Raw genomic sequence first — 24,862 nt, 5'->3', positions numbered from 1 at the left:
ACACGATGGGGCGAGCACATGCTCGCCCCACGTATTGCCATTAATGCTTGATAACGTACAGATCTTTGGTATAGACGTTATCCATCGGGTCTTTACCGGTGTAGCCGCCAACCCATGGTTTCACCAGGCGGGCGTTAACGTAGTAATAGACCGGTACGATAGCGGTATCTTTATCCAACTGCTGCTCAGCCTTGGCATACGCGGCTGTACGCTGCTCTTCGTTGGCGGCTTTTACCGACTCAGCCATGATCTTATCGAACGCTTCGCTCTTATAGTGCGCGGTGTTCATTGAGCTACCGGACAACATGGTGTTCAGGAAGGAGGTTGGTTCGTTGTAGTCCGCACACCAGCCAGCGCGCGCAACGTCATAAGTCCCCTGGTGACGAGTGTCGAGGAAGGTCTTCCACTCCTGGTTAACCAGTTTGACTTCGACACCCAGGTTCTTACGCCACAGTGAGGCCGCGGCGATAGCCAGTTTTTTGTGCAAATCGGAGGTATTGTACAGCAGGTTGAAGGTCAGCGGCTTATCAGCAGTATAACCCGCTTCCGCCAGCAGTTTTTTACCTTCTTCATTACGTTTTTCCTGTGACCACTTGAACCACTCTGGTTCGGTCAACTTCGCGCCATCGGTATACGGCGGCGTGTAACCATAAGCCGGCAGGTCGCCCTGGCCTTTGACCTTGTTAGCGATGATATCGCGGTCCAGACCCAGCTTCAGTGCGGTACGTACGCGAGCGTCGGTGAACGGGGCTTTCTGGTTGTTAATTTCGTAGTAATAAGTACACAGATACGGATCGACGTGAACTTCGTTCGGAATCTCTTTTTTCAGTTTCTGGAACAGTTCGATCGGCAACTGATTATAGGTCATATCCAGCTCACCGCTGCGGTAGCGGTTTACGTAAGTCACTTCAGAAGAGGTCGGCAGCCAGGTTACCTGATCGATAACGGTCTTCTTGTTATCCCAGTACTGTGGGTTACGTTCCATCACGATACGTTCGTTAACAACCCAGTCTTTCAGGGTGTACGCACCGTTAGTTACGATGTTGCCCGGCTGAGTCCATTTCTCGCCGAATTTCTCGATCGCCGGTTTGTAAACCGGGGACATGGCCGGGTTCACCAGCAGCTTATAGAAATAAGGCACTGGCTCACTCAGCGTCACTTCCAGAGTGTGGTCATCGATCGCTTTGACGCCCAGTTCGCTCGGTGCTTTTTTGCCGTCGATAATTTCATCAACGTTCACAATATGGCCGTACTGTGGATAGCTGGCATATGGCGATGCGGTTTTCGGATCGACCAGACGCTGCCAGCTATAAACGAAATCTTGTGCGGTAACCGGTTCGCCGTTGGACCATTTGGCATCTTTACGCAGATGGAATGTCCAGACTTTAAAATCTTTATTGTCCCAGCTTTCGGCGACGCCCGGAATCGGGTGACCGTCTTTTGGAGAGGTATTCAGCAACCCTTCGAACAGGTCGCGGCTGATATTCGCCTCTGGCACCCCTTCAATTTTATTCGGGTCGAGAGACTGCGGTTCAGCACCGCTATTTCGTACCAGCGTTTGTTTGCTCGCTAACTCGGTGCCTGCAGGAACATCTGCAGCCATTACGTTCCCTGCGATCAGCGCTGTGAGAATGCCAGCCGCAACCAGGCTTTTTTTTGTGATGATGGACATTGTGTTGATACTCCGTTCATTATTATTACTGACTGTCGTCAGCCTGTTTAGTCCCCTTTCGGGTTCCTGTGCAGCGCAGGAGATTTTTGCGTCTGCCAGGTCATTTACTGCCTGCTATCACCGACTTTTTTATTACGGCCGCTCTTATGGCAGCCTGACGTCGATTCATTAAAGCCTCCCCCCTGTCGGGACGCTTTTCTTATTCTGTTCATAACTGCTTACATATGGAAACAGTTATCATTTACATAGCTTTATGTCGCGAATAACTCAGGCCGGAAAGTACCAAATGCCGATTATCGCCGCCAATATAATTTGCAAATTTGTTAACCAATTCTCTTTTAGCCAGCAGAGCAGCCTGTTGATGACAGCGTATGCACAAAACACGATATTCTTAAATCTATTATTATCAGATAGATATACAAAAAATGGTGCCTGTTGTTTACTGGCTCAGTATCAGAGGCTGTTTTTTGTACGAAAATTTAACAGTTGCTCATTTTTTAGCACATAACTCTGCCCTGAAACTGAAATTACTAATATCATTTCAATTATCTAACAGCAAGCCCCAGAGTATCGTGTGAAGGAAATAACATTTATGTGAAGAAAGACGGTATGGCAGGACAAGAATATCTTGTTGATATGTATATATTTATTCAAATATTCAAATTGATTATTTGTACAGCGACTTGCGGAATGAGTGATATGTTTTTCTGATATTAACGGCAACAGTAGTTTTGAGTGCCCTACCGTCGCCGCAGAATAATTAGCCGACCAGACCCGGGAAGATGGATTTGATACCGGTCACAATGAATTCAATCCCCAACGCCATCAGTAACAACCCCATAATACGGGTGACCACGTTAATCCCCGTTTGCCCCAGCATACGCACCAGCCACGGAGAAATACGGAAAATGCCCCAACAACACCAGGCGAATAGCGCAATAGATAAGGAAAAACCGAGGAGATAGGTTAGCGAATGATAGCGTGTACCCCATACGATCGTGGAGCTAATAGCGCCCGGCCCCGCCATCAATGGTAGCGCCAGCGGCACAACCCCCAGACTTTCACGCACGGCAGTCTCTGATTTCTCCTGCTTGTTCTGCTTATCTTCTCCCAGCTTACCGCTGATCATCGACATCGCAATCGAGACCACCAGGATCCCGCCAGCAATACGGAAGGAATCAATCGAGATACCGAAGAGTTGCAGGATCAGATCGCCAAGGAATAACGAAGTCAGGAGAATAATGGCAACCGACAGACTAGCCGTCAGGTTGGTTTTGTTGCGCACCGCTGCCGTTTGATAACTCGTCAGGCTGATGAAAACCGGAATCAGACCAACCGGGTTCACCAGTGCAAACAGTCCAATAAAGAACTTAAAGAAAATAGGAAAATCAAACAACGTCTGAATCACGTGAACCCCGGAGCATCATTAAAAGTTGTCGTTGATGAACAGTAAATCGAGAGTGGCGCAGACAATACCTTTTTTATCGACCATGTTCACCAGAATTGTCCAGAAAAATGAGGTAAAAACAGAGTGTTATAAATTTGTATAAAGTATGCTAATGTTTACGGCACCGATACTCACGAATGATTAACAGCTTCTACATTTTGCTAAAACAGCCCTGCTGAAAGGTGTCAGCTTAGCTTAAATTTGATTTAGATCACGTAAATCGTACTCAGAAGTGGGTAATCTGCTTACACCGAAAGAGAAACGACCTCATAAATAAGTCGTATTTTTTCCGGTAAGCTCCTTGGCTAAATCGAAGCTCTTTTAGTAAATCAAGTGGATCAGTTCGTGGGTAACGCTTTGTTTCCTTAACTTTTTCGCCAGCTGCAGGTGATTTGTCTATACTGACTTGTCGAGCAGATGATTCACTAAAAAAGTTTAACATTATCAGGAGAGCATTATGGCTGTTACTAATGTCGCTGAACTTAACGCACTCGTAGAGCGCGTAAAAAAAGCCCAGCGTGAATATGCCAGTTTCACTCAAGAGCAAGTTGACAAAATCTTCCGCGCCGCCGCTCTGGCCGCTGCAGATGCTCGAATCCCTCTCGCCAAAATGGCCGTTGCCGAATCCGGCATGGGTATTGTTGAAGACAAAGTGATCAAAAACCACTTCGCTTCAGAATATATCTACAACGCCTATAAAGATGAAAAAACCTGTGGCGTGCTGTCCGAAGACGACACTTTCGGTACCATCACTATTGCTGAACCTATCGGCATCATCTGCGGTATCGTACCGACCACTAACCCAACTTCTACCGCTATCTTCAAATCGCTGATCAGCCTGAAGACGCGTAACGCCATCATTTTCTCTCCGCACCCGCGTGCTAAAGACGCAACCAACAAAGCGGCTGACATCGTGCTGCAGGCTGCTATCGCTGCTGGCGCACCGAAAGATCTGATCGGCTGGATTGACCAACCGTCTGTAGAACTGTCTAACGCGCTGATGCACCACCCGGACATCAACCTGATCCTCGCGACCGGTGGCCCAGGCATGGTTAAAGCGGCATACAGCTCCGGTAAACCTGCTATCGGCGTAGGCGCTGGTAACACCCCGGTTGTTATTGATGAAACCGCTGATGTGAAACGTGCCGTTGCGTCCGTTCTGATGTCTAAAACCTTCGATAACGGCGTAATCTGTGCTTCTGAACAGTCTGTTGTTGTTGTTGATTCCGTCTATGACGCAGTACGTGAGCGTTTCGCGACTCACGGCGGCTACCTGCTGCAGGGTAAAGAGCTGAAAGCTGTTCAGGACGTTATCCTGAAAAATGGCGCGCTGAACGCGGCTATCGTTGGTCAGCCGGCATACAAAATTGCTGAACTGGCAGGCTTCTCTGTTCCTGAAACCACCAAGATTCTGATCGGTGAAGTAAAAGTCGTTGATGAGAGCGAGCCGTTTGCTCACGAAAAACTGTCTCCGACCCTGGCCATGTACCGTGCGAAAGACTTCGAGGACGCTGTTGATAAAGCGGAAAAACTGGTTGCGATGGGCGGTATCGGTCATACCTCTTGCCTGTACACCGACCAGGACAACCAGCCAGAACGCGTAGCTTACTTCGGTCAGATGATGAAAACCGCGCGTATTCTGATCAACACCCCGGCTTCTCAGGGTGGTATCGGCGACCTGTATAACTTCAAACTCGCACCTTCTCTGACTCTGGGTTGTGGTTCCTGGGGTGGTAACTCCATCTCTGAAAACGTTGGTCCTAAGCACCTGATCAACAAGAAAACCGTTGCTAAGCGAGCTGAAAACATGTTGTGGCACAAACTTCCGAAATCTATCTACTTCCGCCGTGGCTCTCTGCCAATCGCGCTGGATGAAGTGATTACCGATGGCCACAAACGTGCGCTGATCGTGACCGACCGCTTCCTGTTTAACAATGGCTACGCTGACCAGATCACTTCTGTTCTGAAAGCGGCTGGCGTTGAAACCGAAGTGTTCTTCGAAGTTGAAGCTGACCCGACTCTGACCATCGTCCGTAAAGGTGCAGACCTGGCGAACTCGTTCAAACCAGATGTGATCATCGCGCTGGGCGGCGGTTCCCCGATGGATGCAGCGAAAATCATGTGGGTTATGTACGAACACCCGGAAACCCACTTCGAAGAGCTGGCGCTGCGCTTTATGGACATCCGTAAACGTATCTACAAGTTCCCGAAAATGGGCGTGAAAGCAAAAATGGTTGCTATCACCACCACTTCCGGTACCGGTTCTGAAGTGACTCCGTTTGCGGTAGTAACCGACGACGCAACCGGCCAGAAATACCCGCTGGCTGACTACGCGCTGACTCCAGACATGGCGATTGTTGATGCCAACCTGGTGATGGATATGCCGAAGTCACTGTGTGCGTTCGGTGGTCTGGATGCGGTAACTCACGCCCTGGAAGCTTACGTTTCCGTACTGGCTTCTGAGTTCTCCGACGGCCAGGCACTGCAGGCTCTGAAACTGCTGAAAGAAAACCTGCCAGCGTCCTACCACGAAGGTTCTAAGAACCCGGTAGCGCGTGAGCGTGTTCACAGTGCAGCGACTATCGCCGGTATCGCGTTTGCGAACGCCTTCCTGGGTGTATGTCACTCTATGGCGCACAAGCTGGGTTCTCAGTTCCACATTCCTCACGGTCTGGCGAACGCCCTGCTGATCAGCAACGTTATTCGTTATAACGCGAACGACAACCCGACTAAACAGACTGCATTCAGCCAGTACGACCGTCCGCAAGCACGTCGTCGCTACGCGGAAATCGCTGACCACCTGGGTCTGTCTGCTCCGGGCGACCGCACTGCAGCGAAAATTGAAAAACTGCTGGGCTGGCTGGACGAAATCAAAGCTGAACTGGGTATTCCTAAGTCTATCCGTGAAGCTGGCGTGCAGGAAGCTGACTTCCTGGCACACGTTGACAAACTGTCTGAAGATGCGTTTGACGACCAGTGTACCGGCGCTAACCCGCGTTACCCGCTGATTTCTGAACTGAAACAGATTCTGCTGGATACCTACTACGGTCGTGACTTCGTTGAAGGCACTCCGGCAGCAGAGAAGAAAGAAGCTGCTCCGGCGAAAGCTGAGAAAAAAGCGAAGAAATAATCCGCTTTAACGCTCGCTGAAAAGCATAAGCAAAAAGCCCCATCATCATGATGGGGCTTTTTTTATTCCAAAAACATCAACGGAAAACCACGCACGTTTGGCTCCCCATATCCATCAGGGCCTCAAACGTACGTAGAGACGTTTAACAAGAACGGCAGGTCATACGGTGCTGGTCCTGAATAACAGCCAGAGAGCCCTTTTCAAGCGCCTCCTTGTAATGCTTACGGCAAACGGATACATAACGCTCGTTGCCGCCAATCACCACCTGCTCACCCTCATTGTACGGCCGCCCTTCCTGGTCGAGTCGCAGCACCATGCTGGCTTTACGACCGCAGAAGCAGATCGTTTTTAACTCAACCAGTTTGTCAGAGAGCGCCAGTAAATATTGGCTACCGCTAAACAGCTCGCCGCGAAAATCCGTTCTCAGCCCGTAGCACAATACCGGAATATCCAGGTTATCTACCACATCAGAAAGCGCGTAGACCTGTTCACGCGTCAGAAACTGGCATTCATCGACAAGCACGCAGTTAATGCGTTCACGCGCATTCTCAGCGCTAATTTCGGCAAACAGATTACTGGTCTGATTAAACAGCTTCGCAGGCGAAGAGAGGCCAATTCGCGAGCTCACTTTCCCGGCGCCAAAGCGATCGTCTATTTCTGCGGTATAAACGATAGTGCGCATACCGCGCTCCTGGTAGTTGTATGACGACTGCAACAGAGCGGTCGACTTCCCGGCATTCATTGCTGAGTAGTAGAAATAAAGTTGTGCCATTGGCTGCAAAATCCTAATCGATGCGTTTTTTAAACGGCGTGCAGTGTAGCATATTTTGCCCACAGTCTTCCTGTGTCCTCTTCACCATTGCAGGATGAAGACACCTCTCGATTATGAGCCTGATACAACTGAAATATTCAGAAAAACCGATATATTACGTCACTGTCGTTTTCGCCCTACCTATTTATCCCTGGCACGAAGGTAACTTCATCATAAATCTGAAATAGTTAACCACTTTTGCCCTCCGCCGCCGCATACAGCTGGCGGACCATCACGGTAAAATTAGCTAGCGAGGTTAATAGTTGAAAAGATGAATGAGTCTGTCTAAAAAAATGTGATCGCCGCCAATTTGTGTAGCGACTTGCAGGACATTGTTATCCATAAATTAAACAGTCACAGGTTGAAATAACATCGTCATAACTATGGGCTTAAAGCCGATAACCCTGATGCTGCCTGCGGTATTGCCATTGTCCGCACGGTAAAATCGTTTTCACCGCCATGCAATTTACCCATACAGGCTCTGAGGCAAATAGGTTAATAGTGTTAAGGAATGCGCTGCAAAAGCCCGGACAGGCCGTGAAGTGGTTGAGTCACGCAATCATTCATTGTCGATAAAGTAATGCACAAAATGGATGCATACCAGCTAATACATAAGGTTGATATTTACCCGTACGGGGTATATTTATACACATCCCATCCTCTCCGCCCCGCTCGTTATCCCGCTACGCCTCCTGACAATTAGTACGGGAAAGATGAGGAACCTGGCCCACAATTTAACTTATAAATATTAATGACAGCATCAAATAACACGTTATTTTGAATTCCTTACATTCTTCCCTATTGCACATCTGATTTTATCGCTCTATTATTAGTTCAACAAACCACCCCACAATATAAGTTTGAGATTACTACAATGAGCGAAGCACTTAAAATTTTGAACAACATCCGTACTCTTCGTGCGCAGGCAAGAGAATGCACCCTTGAAACGCTTGAAGAAATGCTGGAAAAATTAGAAGTTGTTGTTAACGAACGTCGTGAAGAAGAAAATGCTGCTGCGGCAGAAATCGAAGAGCGCACCCGTAAACTGCAACAATACCGCGAAATGCTGATTGCTGACGGTATTGATCCGAACGAACTGCTGAATAGCATGGCTGCAGCCAAGACTGGCACCAAAGCGAAACGTGCTGCACGTCCTGCTAAATATAGCTACGTTGATGAAAACGGCGAAACCAAAACCTGGACTGGCCAGGGCCGTACCCCAGCAGTAATCAAAAAAGCGATGGATGAGCAGGGTAAATCTCTGGACGATTTCCTGATCAAGGATTAATCCTCACGCTGTGTAAAAATCCCGCTACGGCGGGATTTTTTATATCTGGACCTTTACCGCCAGCTTGAAAACACATCGGCACAAGCTCGTTCATTTTTTATCCTTTCGTGTTATTTAAAAATAAAAAAACCGGGTTTCCCCGGTTTTTTCGTCCTCACGATATTACTTCGCGATGCCCAGCGTGTCTTGCAGCCACGCTTTGAAATCCTCACCCAGCGTATTATGACGGATGCCGTATTCCACAAACGCCTGCATATACCCCAGCTTGTTACCACAGTCATGGCTTTTGCCTTTCATGTGATAGGCCTCCACGGTCTCTTTTTCGATCAGCATGTCGATAGCATCAGTCAGCTGAATCTCATCACCGGCGCCTGGAGGGGTTTTCGCCAGCAATGGCCAGATTTCTGCACTCAGGACGTAGCGTCCCACAACCGCGAGGTTAGACGGTGCAACGTCGGCTTTCGGCTTCTCAACCACGCCAACCATCGGCACGCTATCACCCGGGTTCAGGGTAGCGCCTTTGCAATCGACCACGCCGTAAGCAGTAACGTCAGCAACCGGCTCAACCATGATCTGGCTTACACCCGTTTCATCAAAGCGTGCGATCATTTCAGCTAGGTTATCCCGGCTCAGATTGGACTCGTATTCATCAAGAATAACGTCCGGCAGGATGACCGCGACAGGCTCATCACCAACGACAGGATGCGCGCACAGCACCGCGTGGCCCAGACCTTTTGCCAGCCCCTGACGGACTTGCATAATGGTGACGTGCGGTGGGCAGATAGACTGCACTTCTTCCAGAAGCTGACGTTTTACGCGCTTCTCCAGCATGGCTTCAAGCTCAAAGCTGGTGTCGAAGTGGTTTTCAATAGAATTCTTGGAAGAATGGGTAACCAGTACAATTTCAGTGATACCAGCTGCGATACACTCGTTCACGACATACTGAATTAAAGGCTTATCGACCAGAGGCAACATTTCCTTTGGAATTGCTTTAGTCGCGGGCAACATCCTTGTACCTAATCCGGCAACCGGGATAACAGCCTTTCTTACTTTCGAATTTAGGGCAGCCATTCAAATCTCCTGAACTGTTCAAACTTTGAACTTGCTCGTTTATTAATAACGCGTCGAGTATATCATCACAACCTACTGAGGCTGCTCTGAAAAGGACGCGATGACATCGAATTAAGATTTATACTCGAAAGTCGGACTGAAGGAAGAGCGCTGCCCATAAACTCCGTGCTAACGTTAATCACCGCCGCCGAAGATAACGGGTCCGTTCAACGCACCAGCACGCTGAAGTATGACGAGTATATCCACATCAATTTGCCAGATAGTAGCACTACGGCAGAAAAGCCGTTAAAGCTATCCCTGTAAAAAAATGCGTTTGCTCATTCCGCAGACAACATTAAGCGTAAACGACCACCATTTCCCCAAATCTGGCACTGCCAGGAGGTACAACGCTGGCTTATTTGATTAAGATAAGCGTTACCTAACGTCCCCAGCGGTACGCCATTACTTATTTGTATTTGATGTTCGCCGGTATTTAATGTGCCGTTCAAACCAGCAGAGACCAGGATGAGATTTTTTAACCCGCTATGATAATAACCCACGAGTAGCGGAAACTGTCCAGGAAGATTGGCCTGACGCAATAGCTGATTGACCTGCTTTAACAAACTGCCTAATTCGGGTAGGCGTTGACCTTGATGTGCCAGCTGTTCTTGCAAGAGACCATTAAAGAGCACACGCAATAATAATGCCGCCAGTACCCCATTATCGCCCGCGCGGGTAACATCCAGGCAATAAAATGCCAAATCGTGCTCAGACAGTGGCGCTATATCCAACACTAAACCGGGGGCGTCGACCGCCATCAGCTGGCGATAATTTATCCGACAGTGCGATATTCTTTGCTGCACCGGCGGCTGTAGCTCTTGTAAAAGCTTTGCCGCCGCCGCGGGATTGTTCACCAACGCATCCCAGTCTTCAAATAACCGCTCTTCTTCTTCCACCCGGGAATTAAACATATTGGGATAAAGGCAGGCCAATACCGTTTCACGCAGACGGTTCAAATCTTTAACCGGCTTTAATAACACATCCTGAACGCCAAGGCGCAGCGCTTTGGCAATATCAGCCATATTTTCGGTCGCGGAAATGATGAGAATGGGTAGCGTATCGCCGGCATTGCGCAGATGTTCGACCAGCTGTAAGCCGTTCATTCGCGGCATTGCCAGGTCACATATCATCAGATCGGGTCTTTGGCTTTCCATCTGCGAAAGCGCGTCAACGCCGTCCTGAGCAAGCAGCGTGTGTGCACCGAGCGACGAAAGCCATGAATCCATAAGTGAGCGGAAAACCGGTTCGTCTTCGACAATCAAAATCTGTTTTCCCGCCAACGGCTGCGTCATGATATCTCCCCTGCCCGACGATATCTAAATAGTGGCATGCTATTGTGATAAACGCCTTTCAGAATTTGCTGAAGTAGTCGAAAAAAATGCCTTAAGTTGAACTCTGTACTAAAGGCAGCAGCTCATCTGTCTTTTTTTCAACCGCTTGTTGACCCGCGGCTATTGCAGATGAAGCTCGATGAAAATCCAGAGTTGAAATCTGGGGGCAAAACGGTTGTAACAGAATGTCCGGCGGGTCACCCGCCATGCGGTTACGTTTGAGCCGATTTTCCAGCACCTGGATTGACGTTGTCATAATTTCCATTGCTGTGGGCGCAACCACCGACCGGCGAGAAGCAACGCGCCCCAAACGGGCGCGCAGGCGCTCATGCCATGATAGCTCATCTGGCGATTCATTCATCTCTCCATCGGGCTGAATATTGACGGACAGGAGATCCTGCTGCATAAGGTGTGCGTCGTGTTGCAAATCGACCGCAATGACAATGTCAGCCCCCAGCGCACGTGTTAACGAAACCGGTACCGGGTTAACGACCGCGCCATCCACTAACCAATAACCGTTATGCTGCACCGGCGCCATCAACCCCGGTATGCTACACGATGCGCGAACCGCCATATGCAGATCACCTTCGGTAAACCACAGTTCACGGCCGGTGCTAAGGTTAGTCGCAACCGCCGCAAAACGACGCTCGCACTGTTCGATCGTGTCGTTCGGCATAATCTGCCGATAGTGATTAAAGACGCGTTCACCGCGCAGCAGGCCGCCCCGACGCCATGACAAATCCATCAGGCGCAGCACATCCCAATAGCTGAATGAACAGACCCACTTCTCCAGCGCAGGAAGTTGATTGCTGGCGTACGCCGCCCCCACCAGCGAACCGATGGAACACCCGGCAACGATATCAATCTCTATACCCATTTTCTGCAGCGCTTTAATCACGCCAATATGCGACCAGCCCCGCGCCGCCCCTGAACCTAACGCCAGGCCAATTTTAATCTTTCTCATTGTGACCGATGAACATCCTCTTGCTTCTGGCGTGGTATCATCCCCATCGCTCGGTTACCATAGTGCAATCAGGCGTAACTTCGCCGTTAATTTATCGTTTCAGGGAGATCGCTTTGTCTGAACTTTGCCCCTGTGGGAGCGCCCTCGAGTATAGCTTATGTTGCCAGCGTTATCTGTCCGGCAACGAAGTCGCACCGAGCCCATCACACCTTATGCGCTCACGCTATTGCGCCTTCGTGAAGAAGGATGCAGATTATCTGGTCAAAACCTGGCATCCCAGCTGTCAGGCTGCCGCGTTTCGTGATGATATTCATAACGGTTTTGCCCATACCGAATGGCTAGGGCTGACCGTGTTCGCCACCGACGAAGGCCGCAACGCGGATGAAGGTTTTGTCAGCTTTGTCGCTCGTTTTCGTGAACATAACAAAAATGGCGCCATCATTGAGCGTTCGCGATTCTTAAAAGAAAACGGTCAGTGGTACTATATTGACGGTACGCGGCCAGTGATTGGCAGAAACGACCCTTGCCCTTGCGGTTCAGGGAAAAAATTTAAAAAATGCTGTGGGCAATAAACGCCTGACAACAGCTTCGCAAACATCATCAACAGGATTTACCCGGCAATGCACTCCATTCAACGAAAAGTACTACGCACCATCTGCCCTGACCAGAAAGGCCTGATCGCGCGCATCACCAACATCTGCTACAAACACGAATTGAACATCGTGCAGAACAACGAATTTGTCGACCACCGCACCGGACGTTTCTTTATGCGTACCGAACTGGAAGGCATCTTCAACGACGCCACCCTGCTCGCAGATTTAGACAGCGCGCTGCCGGAAGGTTCCGTACGCGAGCTGAATCCTGCGGGACGCCGCCGCATCGTTATTCTGGTGACGAAAGAGGCGCACTGCCTTGGCGATCTGTTGATGAAAGCCAACTACGGCGGCCTGGATGTCGAAATTGCCGCCGTCATCGGTAACCACGAGACTCTGCGTACGCTGGTTGAACGTTTTGGTATTCCGTTCCAGCTGGTCAGTCATGAAGGGCTGGCACGCGAAGAGCACGATAAATTAATGGCCGATGCCATCGAAGCACACGAGCCTGACTACGTAGTGCTGGCGAAATATATGCGCGTGCTGACGCCTGAGTTTGTCGCCCGTTTCCCGAACAAGATTATCAACATCCACCATTCATTCCTGCCGGCGTTTATTGGCGCCCGCCCGTACCATCAGGCCTACGAGCGCGGCGTGAAAATTGTCGGTGCGACCGCACACTACGTGAACGATAACCTGGATGAAGGTCCAATCATCATGCAGGACGTTATTCACGTCGATCACACCTATACGGCAGAAGACATGATGCGAGCCGGTCGTGACGTCGAGAAAAATGTACTGAGCCGTGCGCTGTATCAGGTGCTGGCGCAACGCGTTTTCGTTTACGGTAATCGCACGATTATTCTTTAATCGTTAGCGAAATGAATTGATTAGCTTTAACCCGTTGCGGATAAAAAGCAGGCAAACAGTTCATTTTCGATAAACGAATGCTTTACAGCGGCGCGTCATTTGATATGATGCGCCCCGCTTCCCGAGAAGGAAGCAGGCCAGTAAAACCAAGCATTACCCCAGTGGTGGGGTTCCCGAGCGGCCAAAGGGAGCAGACTGTAAATCTGCCGTCATCGACTTCGAAGGTTCGAATCCTTCCCCCACCACCATCATCTCCGGTAGCACCTCTTTCCATTAAATATTCAAATCTCTCTCAGTCATTTCTTTTATTTCTCTAGCTCTATCTTGCCTCTCTGCCATATATATATCCCAGCGGCGCTGCGCTTGGCCGGGGAACAGACCGCACAAAAAAACCCCGCCGAAGCGGGGTTTAGAGCGTCACAGCACCGTATTAATGGCGTGCACGAACAATCTGATACTTGCGGGTCAGGTACTCGACCGGCACGCTCCAGATATGTACCAGGCGCGAGAATGGGAACAACAGGAACAGCGTCATGCCCAGCACCAGGTGCATACGGAAGATAAAGGCTACACCGTCCAGATGTGCGGAGGCGCCACCATGGAAGGTCACCACGGACTGCGCCCAGCCGACCAGCTTCATCATTTCACTCCCGTCCATATGCTGGGCGGAGAACGGAATGGTCAGCAGCCCCAGCGCGCACTGAATAACCAGCACGGAGAGTACCAGAATATCGGCGCCGGTCGTGGTCGCACGCACCCGTGGGCTAAACAGACGGCGTTTGAGCAGCAGCACACCACCGACCAGGCACATCAGACCTGCCGCACCACCGCCAAACATCGCCATCTTCTGTTTCACTTCCAGTGGCAGCCATGCTTCGTACATCCAGTGCGGGGTCAGCATCCCCAGGAAGTGACCAGCAAATACCCCCAGAATCCCGATATGGAACAGGTTCGATGCCAGGTTCATCCCTTTGCGATCCAGCATCTGGCTGGAGGCGGCACGCCAGGTGTACTGGCCGTAGTCATAGCGCAGCCAGCTGCCAATCAGGAAGACAGAACCCGCGATGTACGGATAAATGTCAAAGAAGAACATATTCAGGAAGTGCATTATTGCTGTCCTCCGTTAGAGATATTCAAATATTGCGGGGCCACGGCTCCGGCAAAACGACGCTGGTGATTGGCGATTTCCGAATCACCGCAGCCCTGGTCGGCAAAGAATTTCACCTGCTCTTCTTCCCACACCGCATCCAGCGCCTGTGGCGTATCATCGCGGGCTTCGTCCGCAATTTTTTCCGCCACTTTCGCTTCATCTACCGCGCTGTTGGCGAGCTTCAACAACTGTTCGAACAACACCGCATAGCGGCTCTCACGCTGTTGCAAGCGCGCGCAGAGCAGCGCCAGAATCGGCGCGATATCCTGTAGGCCACCAACCGCTTCACTCTCTGGCAATTGTGCCAGATACTCCAGATACAGCGGCAGGTGATCCGGCAGCTCGCGGCTGTCGAGGACCAGACCGTGCTGCTCATACTGATTCAGCAGATCGACCATTGCCTGCCCGCGATCGCGGGATTCGCCGTGAACATGTTCGAATAGCAGCAGCGAGGTGGCGCGACCACGGTCAAACAGTTCACTGTAGGCCGCCTGAGCGTCCAGCAGATCCTGCGCGGTTAAATCACGCAGGAAGATGCCCAGCGCCTGAGCATCCGCTTTTTCCAGTTTGTCTGATTCAGACAATACGTCGAAGAGTTCGCCTTGATGCTGCCATAAGGCAGCATCCGGGTACTCAAGGAGACGTGAAATCACCACGAGTTCAATCATGCGTGCGGCTCCGTTTTGCTGCTCACATCCACCGAATCGATACGGCGGCTGTTGAACAGGTTGAACTTGCTGTCCGAACCGTGGCATCCGTCACCGAAGCTAAAGCCACAACCGTTTTTCTCCGGGAACGCTTCGCGCGCTTGTTCACGGTGACTGCTTGGCACCACAAAGCGGTCTTCGTAGTTGGCAATCGCCAGATAGCGGTACATTTCCTGCGCCTGTGCTTCGGTCAGCCCCACCTCTTCCAGCGCACGGGTATCGATAACGCCATCGACGGTTTCCGTACGTTTGAAGTGACGCATCGCCAGCATACGTTTCAGCGCCAGCAGCACCGGTGCGGTGTCGCCTGCGGTCAGCAGGTTCGCCAGGTATTGCACCGGAATACGCAGACTTTCAACGTCCGGCAGGATACCGTTGCTGCCCAACTCGCCCGCATCGGCGGCGGACTGAATCGGCGACAATGGCGGCACGTACCAGACCATCGGCAGCGTACGGTATTCCGGGTGCAGCGGCAGCGCCAGCTTCCAGTCCATCGCCATTTTGTAGACCGGCGATTTCTGCGCCGCGTCAATCACGCTCAGCGGGATACCGTCTTTCTGCGCCTGTTCAATCACTTTCGGATCGTTCGGGTCGAGGAACACGTCCAGCTGACGCTGATACAGATCTTTCTCGTTTTCGGTGCTGGCTGCGGTTTCAATCGCGTCCGCGTCGTACAGCAGCACGCCGAGGTAGCGAATACGGCCTACGCAAGTTTCTGAACACACGGTCGGCTGACCCGCTTCAATACGCGGATAGCAGAAGATGCATTTTTCAGATTTGCCGCTCTTCCAGTTGAAGTAGATCTTCTTGTACGGGCAACCGGTAATACACATACGCCAGCCGCGGCACTTGTCCTGGTCGATCAGCACAATGCCGTCTTCTTCACGCTTGTAGATAGCACCGCTCGGGCAGGTCGCCACACACGCCGGGTTGAGGCAGTGCTCGCACAGACGCGGCAGGTACATCATGAAGGTATTCTCGAACTGGCCGTACATCGCCTTCTGCATGTTCTCGAAGTTTTTGTCTTTCGACAGCTTCTCAAACTCACCACCAAGGTCATCTTCCCAGTTCGGGCCTTTGGTGATTTTGTCCATACGCTTGCCGGTAATCAGCGAGCGCGGACGGGCAATGGGCTGTGCCTTGCTATCCGCCGGTGCGTTGTGCAGCGTCTGGTAGTCGAAATCAAACGGCTCGTAGTAATCATCCAGACCCGGCAGATGCGGGTTGGCGAAGATTTTACCCAGCAGCAGCGCTTTGTTGCCCATGCGCGGCACCAGTTTACCGTTAATTTTACGGATCCAACCGCCTTTATATTTCTCCTGATCTTCCCAGTCGGTCGGGAAACCGGTGCCCGGCTTGGTTTCAACGTTGTTGAACCACGCGTACTCGGTCCCTTCACGGCTGGTCCAGACGTTTTTACAGGTGACTGAGCAGGTATGACAGCCGATGCATTTATCGAGATTCAGCACCATGCCGACTTGTGAACGAATTTTCATTTTACGCTCTCCTGTACCTGGTCATTGCCTTCGCCATCCAGCCAGTTAATGTTCTTCATCTTACGTACCACCACGAACTCATCACGGTTAGAACCTACGGTGCCGTAGTAGTTAAAGCCGTAGGCCAGGTGCGCATAGCCACCAATCATATGGGTCGGTTTTGGCGTAATGCGGGTCACCGAGTTATGGATACCGCCGCGCTGACCGGTAATTTCTGAACCCGGCAGGTTCACGATACGTTCCTGCGCGTGGTACATCATGGTCATCCCGGCCGGTACACGCTGGCTCACGACCGCACGCGCGGTCAGTGCACCGTTGTTGTTGAAGACTTCGATCCAGTCGTTGTCTTCAATACCGATCTCTTTGGCATCTTCTTCACTCATCCATACCACCGGGCCGCCGCGACCTAAGGTCAGCATCAGCAGGTTGTCGCTGTAAGTGGAGTGAATGCCCCATTTCTGGTGCGGCGTCAGGAAGTTCAGCGCCTTCTCAGGGTAACCGTTGGATTTCTTACCCATCACCTCTTTCACCGAACGGGTGTCGATAGGCGGACGGTAAACCAGCAGGCTTTCACCGAAGTCACGCATCCACTGGTGGTCCTGATACAAGGACTGACGACCCGAGAGCGTACGCCATGGGATCAGCTCATGAACGTTGGTATAACCGGCGTTGTAAGAGACGTGCTCATCTTCCAGGCCAGACCAGGTCGGGCTGGAGATAATCTTGCGCGGCTGCGCCTGAATATCGCGGAAGCGAATTTTCTCGTCTTCTTTATTAAGCGCCAGATGGGTGTGGTCGCGACCGGTAAACTCGCTCAGCGCCGCCCAGGCTTTCACCGCCACCTGACCGTTGGTTTCCGGCGCCAGAGTGAGGATCATCTCTGCGGCATCAATCGCGGTATCCAGCATTGGTTGACCTTTCGCCGGGCCTTCCGCCTTGGTGTAGTTGAGCTTACGCAGCAGATCCATTTCGCTCTGGGTGTTCCAGGCAATGCCTTTACCGCCGTTACCGATTTTCTCCATCAGCGGGCCGATAGAGGTAAAGCGCTCGTAGGTTGCCGGGTAATCACGTTCAACCGGAATAATGTGCGGCGCGGTCTTGCCAGGAATCAGATCGCATTCGCCTTTTTTCCAGTCCTTCACGTCTAACGGCTGCGCCAGCTCGGCAGCGGAGTCGTGCTGAATTGGCAGCGTGACGACATCGGTTTCTTTACCGAGGTGGCCAACGCAGACTTCAGAGAATTTCTTGGCGATGCCTTTGTAGATTTCCCAGTCGCTTTTCGACTCCCAGGCCGGATCAACGGCGGCAGACAGCGGGTGAATAAACGGATGCATATCCGAGGTATTCATGTCGTCTTTTTCATACCATGTCGCAGTCGGCAGCACGATGTCGGAGTACAGACAGGTGCTCGACAGACGGAAGTCCAGCGTCACCACCAGATCCAGCTTGCCGTCGAGGCCATTATCCTGCCATTCCACTTCTTCCGGCTTCACGCCGCCCTGCTTGCCGAGATCCAGCCCCTGAATTCCGTGCTCGGTACCCAGCAGATACTTCAGCATGTACTCATGACCTTTACCGGAAGAGCCCAGCAGGTTAGAGCGCCAGATGAACAGGTTACGCGGATGGTTTTTACCGTTCTCCGGCTGTTCAGCGGCAAAGCGGATAGAACCTTCTTTCAGCGCCTTAACGGTGTAATCCACCGGGGTCATGCCGGCTTTTTTCGCTTCATCGGCAATGCGCAGCGGGTTGGTGCCTAACTGCGGCGCAGACGGCAGCCAGCCCATGCGTTCTGCGCGCACGTTGAAGTCCAGCAGATGACCAGTGTAGCGAGATTTATCCGCCAGCGGGGACAGCAGCTCCTGCGCGGTAACCGACTCATAGCGCCATTGGCTGGAGTGGTTATAGAAGTAGGAAGTGCTGTTCATGTGACGTGCCGGACGCTGCCAGTCAAGGGCAAACGCCAGCGGCTGCCAGCCGGTCTGCGGACGCAGTTTTTCCTGGCCTACGTAGTGTGCCCAGCCGCCGCCGCTCTGACCGACGCAGCCGCAGAACACCAGCATGTTGATCAGGCCACGATAGTTCATATCGAGGTGATACCAGTGGTTCAGACCGGCACCAACGATGATCATCGAGCGACCATGCGTCTTATCTGCGTTATCAGCAAATTCACGCGCGATACGGACGATCTGTGCGCTGGAAACGCCGGTGATTTTCTCCGCCCACGCCGGGGTGTACGCTTTAATATCTTCGTAGCTGGTCGCGCAGTTTTCATCGTTCAGACCGCGTTCCAGGCCGTAGTTCGCCATGGTCAGGTCATAAACGGTAGTTACCAGCGCGGTGCTGCCGTCTGCCAGCTGCAGGCGTTTCACCGGCAGTTTGTGCAGCAGGATGTTTTCCAGCTCAACGCTGGCGAAGTGTTCGGTGCCGTCGCCGCCAAAGTACGGGAAGCCAACCTGAGCCACGTCGTCGTGGCTGCCCAGCAGGCTGAGGCGCAGTTCAACCTCTTCGCCAGTTTTACCGTCGCGCTGTTCGAGGTTCCACTTACCTTTATCGCCCCAGCGGTAACCGATTGAACCGTTTGGCGCGATCATTTCGCCTTTTTCATCAAAGGCGACGGTTTTCCATTCCGGGTGCTCTTCCTGACCCAGACCGTCCACCAGATCCGCTGCACGCAGCATACGGCCCGCGGCGTAGAAGCCATCACGCTCTTCCAGCATCACCAGCATTGGCATGTCGGTGTAGCGGCGAACGTAATCGGTGAAGTACTGGCTCGGTTTGTCGAGGTGGAATTCACGCAGCATCACGTGGCCCATCGCCAGCGCCATCGCCGCATCGGTCCCCTGCTTCGGTGCCAGCCACAGGTCGCACAGCTTGGCGATTTCAGCGTAGTCCGGGGTAATAGCGACGGTTTTGGTGCCTTTATAGCGAACTTCAGTGAAGAAGTGCGCGTCCGGGGTACGCGTTTGCGGAACGTTGGAACCCCAGGCGAGAATGTAGCTGGAGTTGTACCAGTCGGCGGATTCCGGTACGTCGGTCTGTTCGCCCCAGGTCTGCGGAGACGCTGGCGGCAAGTCACAGTACCAGTCGTAGAAGCTCAGGCAGGTGCCGCCGATCAGGGAGAGATAGCGGGCGCCGGAAGCATAGGAAACCATCGACATCGCCGGGATCGGCGAGAAGCCTGCCACACGGTCCGGGCCGTAGGTTTTGACGGTGTAAACGTTGGAGGCGGCAATCAGCTCGTTCACTTCCTGCCAGGAGGAGCGTACGAAGCCACCGCGGCCACGCGCTTGCTTGAAGCTTTTTGCTTTGTCGGCATCTTCAATAATGGATGCCCAGGCATCAACCGGATCGCTGTGCAGTTTCTTCGCATCACGCCACATTTTCATCAGGCGTTTACGCATCAGCGGATATTTCAGACGGTTGGCGCTATAAAGGTACCAGGAATAGCTCGCCCCACGCGGACAGCCGCGAGGTTCATGGTTTGGCAGGTCCGGACGGGTGCGCGGGTAATCGGTCTGCTGGGTTTCCCAGGTGACCAGACCGTTTTTAACGTAGATTTTCCAGCTGCAGGAACCGGTGCAGTTTACGCCGTGCGTGGAGCGCACAACTTTGTCATGCTGCCAGCGGCTTCGGTATCCATCTTCCCAATCCCGGTTGGTATCTAGAATCTGTCCGTGCCCATCGGCAAATGTTTCACCCTTTTGTTTAAAGTAGCGAAACCGGTCCAGGAATTTACTCATCGGGTCTCTCCTGTTTGGAGCCTGACGGCTCTCTGATAAATCGACATTGCTGAATTTGCAGCGAAGTTAACGCGCTGAAAGATGGAGGGAATTGATAACGATCAAGGCGGGCAGGCTTAACAATTGCGGCTAAAAACTCACATACCACCAAGGTGGTATACATTTGTATTTTATAATGCATTGTAAAATAAAGACTTTTATTAAATGGATAATGTTTCAGTCTGTAAAAAAGGAGCCATCTGGTATTAAGGGGTAGAGTCGCGTTCCCCTCCTGCTAAGCCCACTTTGGCACGCTGCCAAAATCGTCGTAACACCAATAGTATGTTGTAACTAACCCGGAATGTAATAAAGGCGCGAAAACTCGCGCCTTTATTTTTAAATAACGTTAAGCGTTATTTTTTCGCTTTGCGACCATATACTGCCCAGGTCACCACCACACAAACAATATAGAACACAAGGAACACCTTCATTGCGCCAGCCGGTGAGCCGGTTAAATCCAGCGAGGTACCGAACGCTTTCGGAATAAAGAAGCCGCCGATAGCGCCAATCGCCGAGATAAAGCCCAGCGCTGCCGCCGTATCGGTGGCCGCTTCGCGCATTGCTTTCTCGTCGGAACCGCCTTCGGCTTTCACGCGATCCATCGTCAGCTTACGGAAGATCACGGAAATCATCTGGAAGGTGGAACCGCTGCCCAGACCGGCCGTCAGGAACAACGCCAGGAAGACTACGTAGAAGGCGATGAAGTTACCGCCCACGCCGTTGGTTGGCAGGGTCATAAACAGCAGCGCGCTAAATACCGCCATCAGGATAAAGTTAATCAGCGTCACGCGAGTCCCGCCCAGGCGGTCGGAGATAGCCCCGCCCGCAGAACGCGCCAGCGCGCCGATAAACGGCCCGAAGAAGGCGTAGTGCAGAATCTGAATGTCCGGGAACTGGGTTTTCGACAGCATGGCAAAACCGGCGGAGAAACCGATAAACGAACCGAAGGTTGCCAGATACAGCAGGCTCATGATCCACAGGTGACCACGTTTCAGTACCGGCAGCTGTTCTTTCAGCGATGCTTTAGAGGTCGCCAGCTCGTTCATACCAAACCAGGCCGCAAGGGTGAAAATGGCCAGGAACGGCACCCAGATCCATGCAGCGTTCGCCAGGAACAGCTCTGAACCGTCCGGCTGCTGGACGCCCTGGCTACCAAAGGCGGCGAAGATAGACAGCGAAATCGCCAGTGGAGCCACCAGCTGCATAACGCTTACGCCCATGTTACCCAGTCCACCGTTCAGGCCCAGCGCACCGCCCTGCTTCTGTTTCGGGAAGAAGAAGCTGATGTTAGCCATGCTGGACGCAAAGTTTGCGCCGGCAAAGCCGCACAGCAGAGAGATGATGATAAAGATACTAAACGGCGTAGAGGTATCCTGCACCGCAAAACCGAGCCATACGCATGGAATGATTAAGATCCCGGTGCTGAACGCTGTCCAGCGACGGCCGCCAAACATCGGCACCATGAAGGAATACGGCACGCGTAGCAGCGCCCCTGACACAGACGGCAGCGCCGTCAGCATGAACAGTTGGTCGGTCGTAAACTGGAAGCCCACTTTTGGTAAATTGACCGCAACAGCGCTGAACAACATCCATACGCAGAAAGCCAGCAGCAAGCACGGTACTGAAATCCACAGGTTCCGGCTTGCAACGCGATGACCGCGTTCCTGCCAGAATGCCGGATCTTCCGGACGCCAGTCGGTAATGACAGCGCCGGTTGCCCTTTCCGGGGCAGTGGAGTGACTCATAGACACCTCTGATTATTAATATCAACCTCGCCACATTAGGGTTTACACCACGAGGTAAGTTGATATAAATCAAAGGAAAAGTGGGCTACAGAATGGGCAAAAAAACAGCATCATCCTTAGGGAGTAGTCTTTTCTGTCTAAAAAAACCTGTTTTATCACACGGCTGTTACGTTGCTACCCCTCTCCCCCCGGCACCTTTACTATTATGGAAATAAAGGAGTAACTCCTTGGGGGTATGGGTATACTCCAGGCGATAGTCGAAAATAACGCCACTCGCCGGAGAGCCTTCCGTCAGGAGCTGTAACGCACAATGTTTAGACGCTTTTTTACACCACTCACGCTGGTGAATCAACTGGCCCTCATCGTCCTGCTCTCTACCCTCATCGGGGTGGCCAGCATGATGATTTCCGCACGCCTGGTCAACGGCGTCCAGGGCAGCGCGCACGCCATTAACCAGGCAGGCTCTCTGCGTATGCAGAGCTACCGTCTGCTGGCGGCCATTCCCGTGCAAGAGCACGACCAGCCCTTGTTTGATGAAATGCAAAAAACCGTCTTCAGCCCGGAGCTACAGCTGGCGGCAGAACGTGATGGCCAGGTGGCACAGCTCAAAGCGCTACAACAGTACTGGCTGAATCATCTGGCGCCCGACATTCGCGGCGCACAAAGCCAGGATGAAGTGAATGCCGATGTCTCGGGCTTCGTCGACCGCATTAATCAGTTAGTCACCGTTTTCGATCACACCACCGAAGAGCGCATCTCTCACGTGGTGTGGATGCACCGCCTGATGGCTTTTTTCATGGCCGTGCTGTTTATTTTCACCGTCTTCTGGCTACGTACACGCCTGCTGCATCCGTGGCGTCAGCTTCTGCGGATGGCGGAAGCCATCAGTCATCGTGATTTTACCTATCGCGCGCAGATCGGCGGACGTAATGAAATGGCAACTCTGGGCATGGCGCTGAACAACATGTCTGCCGAACTGGCCGAAAGCTATGCATCGCTGGAACGCCGGGTGCAGGAAAAAACCGCCGGTCTGGAGCAGAAGAATGCCATACTCTCCTTCCTGTGGCAGGCGAACCGCCGGCTACACAGCAGCGCACCGCTGTGCGAGCGTATTTCGCCGGTATTGAACGGCCTGCAACAGCTGACGCCGCTACGGGAAATTGAAGTGCGGGTCTACGACACTGAAGATGAAGAGAACCACCAGGAATTTAGCTGCCATTCAGGCTGGGAATGCGACGATAAAGGCTGTTACCTGTGTCCACGGGACGTTGATATGTCGGCGACCGAAGGCGCGACGCTCAAATGGCGTCTTACCGACCCGCGCAATCAGTATGGCATTCTGCTGGCCACCCTGCCCCATGGTCGCGAGCTGAGCCACGATCAGCAGCAATTGGTCGACACGCTGCTCGAACAACTAACCTCAACGCTGGCGTTGGATAAACAGCTGGAGCGCCAGCAGCAGCTCATCGTTATGGAAGAGCGCGCCACCATTGCCCGCGAGCTGCACGACTCCATCGCCCAATCGCTCTCATGCATGAAAATGCAGGTCAGCTGTCTGCAAATGATGCAGAACGAACAGTCGTCCGCAGAAAGCCGCGAACTGCTTGGCCAGGTCCGTAACGAGCTAAACACCTCGTGGGCGCAACTGCGCGAGCTGCTGACCACTTTCCGCCTGAAGCTGACCGAGTCGGGTCTGCGCCCGGCACTGGAGTCCAGTTGTCTGGAATACAGCAAACACTTTGGTTTCCCGGTCCAGCTGGACTATCAGCTACCGCCGCGCTACGTCCCGTCGCATCAGGCCATTCACGTGCTGCAAATTGCCCGTGAGGCACTCAGCAATGCGCTGAAGCATTCACAGGCCAGCGACGTGAAGGTGACCGTTACCCAACAGGGTAATCAGGTCAAACTGGTGGTGGCGGATAACGGCTGCGGTGTGCCGCTGCACGCTGAACGCAGCAACCATTATGGTCTTATTATTATGCGTGACCGCGCGCAGAGCCTGCGTGGCGATTGCCAGGTTCGTCGCCGTGAAAGCGGCGGTACTGAAGTCGTGGTCTCGTTTATCCCTGAAAAATCGCTTTCAACTTTCCAAGGAGAAATCCATGAGTAATCAGGAACGGGCTACCATCCTGCTAATTGACGATCATCCCATGCTGCGTACTGGCGTAAAACAGCTGGTCAGTATGGCATCGGATATACAGGTTGTGGGCGAAGCCAGCAACGGCGAGCAAGGCATTGAACTGGCAGAAGCGCTCGATCCGGATCTGATTTTGCTCGATCTCAACATGCCCGGCATGAACGGTCTGGAAACCCTCGACAAGCTGCGCGAAAAATCACTCTCTGGCCGCGTGGTGGTTTTCAGCGTTTCTAACCATGAAGAAGACGTCGTCACTGCGCTCAAACGCGGCGCTGACGGCTATCTGCTAAAAGATATGGAGCCGGAAGACCTGCTGAAAGCCCTGCAGCAGGCCGCCGCGGGCGAAATGGTTCTGAGCGAAGCATTAACCCCGGTTCTGGCTGCCAGCCTGCGCGCCAACCGCGCCACTTCAGATCGTGACATCAACCAGCTGACGCCACGCGAACGCGATATTCTGAAACTGATCGCTCAAGGCCTGCCGAATAAGATGATCGCTCGTCGCCTGGACATCACCGAAAGCACCGTCAAGGTGCACGTGAAGCATATGCTGAAGAAAATGAAGCTGAAATCGCGCGTTGAAGCCGCGGTCTGGGTGCATCAGGAACGTATTTTCTGACTGCCCGCTCCTTAAT

The 24,862-nt window shown here is 52.4% G+C and carries 17 protein-coding genes and 1 tRNA gene; 7 read left to right on the top strand and 11 right to left on the bottom strand.

The features are described 5' to 3' along the window. Positions 1–40: 40 nt before the first annotated feature. Positions 41–1,672, bottom strand: coding sequence for an oligopeptide ABC transporter substrate-binding protein OppA (oppA, locus tag GY169_RS10645; protein WP_064545033.1), 1,632 nt, complete (start codon positions 1,670–1,672; stop codon positions 41–43). Positions 1,673–2,432: 760 nt separating this feature from the next. Further along, positions 2,433–3,080, bottom strand: a complete 648-nt coding sequence (locus GY169_RS10640) for a YchE family NAAT transporter (RefSeq protein WP_163448655.1) — start codon at positions 3,078–3,080, stop codon at positions 2,433–2,435. A 496-nt stretch (positions 3,081–3,576) separates the two neighbouring features. Here GY169_RS10640 and adhE point away from each other — a divergent pair, with 496 nt between their 5' ends. After that, on the top strand, positions 3,577–6,249 hold the full coding sequence (gene adhE / locus GY169_RS10635) for a bifunctional acetaldehyde-CoA/alcohol dehydrogenase (protein WP_167575718.1): 2,673 nt from the start codon (positions 3,577–3,579) through the stop codon (positions 6,247–6,249). Between the two features lie 142 nt (positions 6,250–6,391). On the opposite strand, the gene tdk is transcribed toward adhE, so the two are convergent. Beyond that, entirely contained in the window at positions 6,392–7,021 is a 630-nt protein-coding gene (gene tdk / locus GY169_RS10630; RefSeq protein WP_163448657.1) for a thymidine kinase, read from the bottom strand. A gap of 913 nt (positions 7,022–7,934) precedes the next feature. On the opposite strand from tdk, the gene hns reads away from it, so the two are divergent. Further along, a complete protein-coding gene (gene hns / locus GY169_RS10625) occupies positions 7,935–8,348 on the top strand; it encodes a histone-like nucleoid-structuring protein H-NS (protein WP_064545023.1) in 414 nt (137 codons plus the stop codon). Positions 8,349–8,510: 162 nt separating this feature from the next. Here the strand turns inward: hns and galU are convergent, their stop codons facing one another. The 3 genes from galU to rssA form a co-directional block, all read right to left on the bottom strand. After that, entirely contained in the window at positions 8,511–9,419 is a 909-nt protein-coding gene (galU, locus tag GY169_RS10620; RefSeq protein ID WP_163448658.1) for a UTP--glucose-1-phosphate uridylyltransferase GalU, read from the bottom strand. Between the two features lie 317 nt (positions 9,420–9,736). Continuing rightward, on the bottom strand, positions 9,737–10,750 hold the full coding sequence (rssB, locus tag GY169_RS10615; RefSeq protein ID WP_163448659.1) for a two-component system response regulator RssB: 1,014 nt from the start codon (positions 10,748–10,750) through the stop codon (positions 9,737–9,739). A gap of 91 nt (positions 10,751–10,841) precedes the next feature. Beyond that, the gene (rssA, locus tag GY169_RS10610; protein ID WP_167575717.1) at positions 10,842–11,753 is read right to left on the bottom strand and encodes a patatin-like phospholipase RssA; all 912 of its coding nucleotides are present in this window, start codon (positions 11,751–11,753) and stop codon (positions 10,842–10,844) included. A 113-nt stretch (positions 11,754–11,866) separates the two neighbouring features. On the opposite strand from rssA, the gene GY169_RS10605 reads away from it, so the two are divergent. From GY169_RS10605 to GY169_RS10595, 3 genes are all read left to right on the top strand, one after another. Then, complete coding sequence (locus GY169_RS10605; RefSeq protein WP_167577286.1) at positions 11,867–12,325, top strand: YchJ family protein; 459 nt, start codon at positions 11,867–11,869, stop codon at positions 12,323–12,325. A gap of 48 nt (positions 12,326–12,373) precedes the next feature. After that, a complete protein-coding gene (gene purU / locus GY169_RS10600; RefSeq protein ID WP_163448661.1) occupies positions 12,374–13,216 on the top strand; it encodes a formyltetrahydrofolate deformylase in 843 nt (280 codons plus the stop codon). A gap of 163 nt (positions 13,217–13,379) precedes the next feature. After that, positions 13,380–13,464 (top strand) — tRNA-Tyr (locus GY169_RS10595). Positions 13,465–13,646: 182 nt separating this feature from the next. Here GY169_RS10595 and narI read toward each other — a convergent pair. From narI to GY169_RS10570, 5 genes are all read right to left on the bottom strand, one after another. Further along, positions 13,647–14,324 carry a respiratory nitrate reductase subunit gamma gene (gene narI, locus GY169_RS10590; RefSeq protein WP_064544999.1) on the bottom strand — a complete coding sequence of 226 codons (678 nt, stop codon included), beginning with the start codon at positions 14,322–14,324 and terminating at the stop codon, positions 13,647–13,649. Further along, on the bottom strand, positions 14,324–15,034 hold the full coding sequence (gene narJ, locus GY169_RS10585) for a nitrate reductase molybdenum cofactor assembly chaperone (RefSeq protein WP_167575716.1): 711 nt from the start codon (positions 15,032–15,034) through the stop codon (positions 14,324–14,326). Before narJ ends, narI begins: the two co-directional genes overlap by 1 nt. Further along, the gene (narH, locus tag GY169_RS10580) at positions 15,031–16,569 is read right to left on the bottom strand and encodes a nitrate reductase subunit beta (protein WP_163448663.1); all 1,539 of its coding nucleotides are present in this window, start codon (positions 16,567–16,569) and stop codon (positions 15,031–15,033) included. Before narH ends, narJ begins: the two co-directional genes overlap by 4 nt. Beyond that, positions 16,566–20,309, bottom strand: a complete 3,744-nt coding sequence (locus GY169_RS10575) for a nitrate reductase subunit alpha (RefSeq protein ID WP_167575715.1) — start codon at positions 20,307–20,309, stop codon at positions 16,566–16,568. The genes narH and GY169_RS10575 overlap by 4 nt, the downstream gene beginning before the upstream one ends. A gap of 392 nt (positions 20,310–20,701) precedes the next feature. Then, positions 20,702–22,093: a NarK family nitrate/nitrite MFS transporter gene (locus GY169_RS10570; protein ID WP_163448665.1), complete on the bottom strand. Its 1,392-nt coding sequence runs from the start codon at positions 22,091–22,093 to the stop codon at positions 20,702–20,704. 310 nt (positions 22,094–22,403) lie between these two features. Here GY169_RS10570 and narX point away from each other — a divergent pair, with 310 nt between their 5' ends. Beyond that, positions 22,404–24,203, top strand: a complete 1,800-nt coding sequence (narX, locus tag GY169_RS10565) for a nitrate/nitrite two-component system sensor histidine kinase NarX (RefSeq protein ID WP_167575714.1) — start codon at positions 22,404–22,406, stop codon at positions 24,201–24,203. Beyond that, the gene (narL, locus tag GY169_RS10560) at positions 24,196–24,846 is read left to right on the top strand and encodes a two-component system response regulator NarL (protein ID WP_065356687.1); all 651 of its coding nucleotides are present in this window, start codon (positions 24,196–24,198) and stop codon (positions 24,844–24,846) included. Before narX ends, narL begins: the two co-directional genes overlap by 8 nt. Positions 24,847–24,862: the final 16 nt, after the last annotated feature.

It is taken from the genome of Kluyvera genomosp. 3 (genome assembly GCF_011765685.1).
Lineage (GTDB): Bacteria > Pseudomonadota > Gammaproteobacteria > Enterobacterales > Enterobacteriaceae > Kluyvera > Kluyvera georgiana_A.
This window is presented reverse-complemented; position numbering and strand designations above follow the sequence as displayed.

Coding starts and splice junctions, on each gene's coding strand:
- GY169_RS10575 (WP_167575715.1), bottom strand. CDS start 20,309: ATGAGTAAATTCCTGGACCGGTTTCGCTACTTTAAACAAAAGGGTGAA.
- narJ (WP_167575716.1), bottom strand. CDS start 15,034: ATGATTGAACTCGTGGTGATTTCACGTCTCCTTGAGTACCCGGATGCT.
- purU (WP_163448661.1), top strand. CDS start 12,374: ATGCACTCCATTCAACGAAAAGTACTACGCACCATCTGCCCTGACCAG.
- adhE (WP_167575718.1), top strand. CDS start 3,577: ATGGCTGTTACTAATGTCGCTGAACTTAACGCACTCGTAGAGCGCGTA.
- galU (WP_163448658.1), bottom strand. CDS start 9,419: ATGGCTGCCCTAAATTCGAAAGTAAGAAAGGCTGTTATCCCGGTTGCC.
- hns (WP_064545023.1), top strand. CDS start 7,935: ATGAGCGAAGCACTTAAAATTTTGAACAACATCCGTACTCTTCGTGCG.
- narL (WP_065356687.1), top strand. CDS start 24,196: ATGAGTAATCAGGAACGGGCTACCATCCTGCTAATTGACGATCATCCC.
- narX (WP_167575714.1), top strand. CDS start 22,404: ATGTTTAGACGCTTTTTTACACCACTCACGCTGGTGAATCAACTGGCC.
- oppA (WP_064545033.1), bottom strand. CDS start 1,672: ATGTCCATCATCACAAAAAAAAGCCTGGTTGCGGCTGGCATTCTCACA.
- rssB (WP_163448659.1), bottom strand. CDS start 10,750: ATGACGCAGCCGTTGGCGGGAAAACAGATTTTGATTGTCGAAGACGAA.
- narI (WP_064544999.1), bottom strand. CDS start 14,324: ATGCACTTCCTGAATATGTTCTTCTTTGACATTTATCCGTACATCGCG.
- rssA (WP_167575717.1), bottom strand. CDS start 11,753: ATGAGAAAGATTAAAATTGGCCTGGCGTTAGGTTCAGGGGCGGCGCGG.
- narH (WP_163448663.1), bottom strand. CDS start 16,569: ATGAAAATTCGTTCACAAGTCGGCATGGTGCTGAATCTCGATAAATGC.
- GY169_RS10570 (WP_163448665.1), bottom strand. CDS start 22,093: ATGAGTCACTCCACTGCCCCGGAAAGGGCAACCGGCGCTGTCATTACC.
- tdk (WP_163448657.1), bottom strand. CDS start 7,021: ATGGCACAACTTTATTTCTACTACTCAGCAATGAATGCCGGGAAGTCG.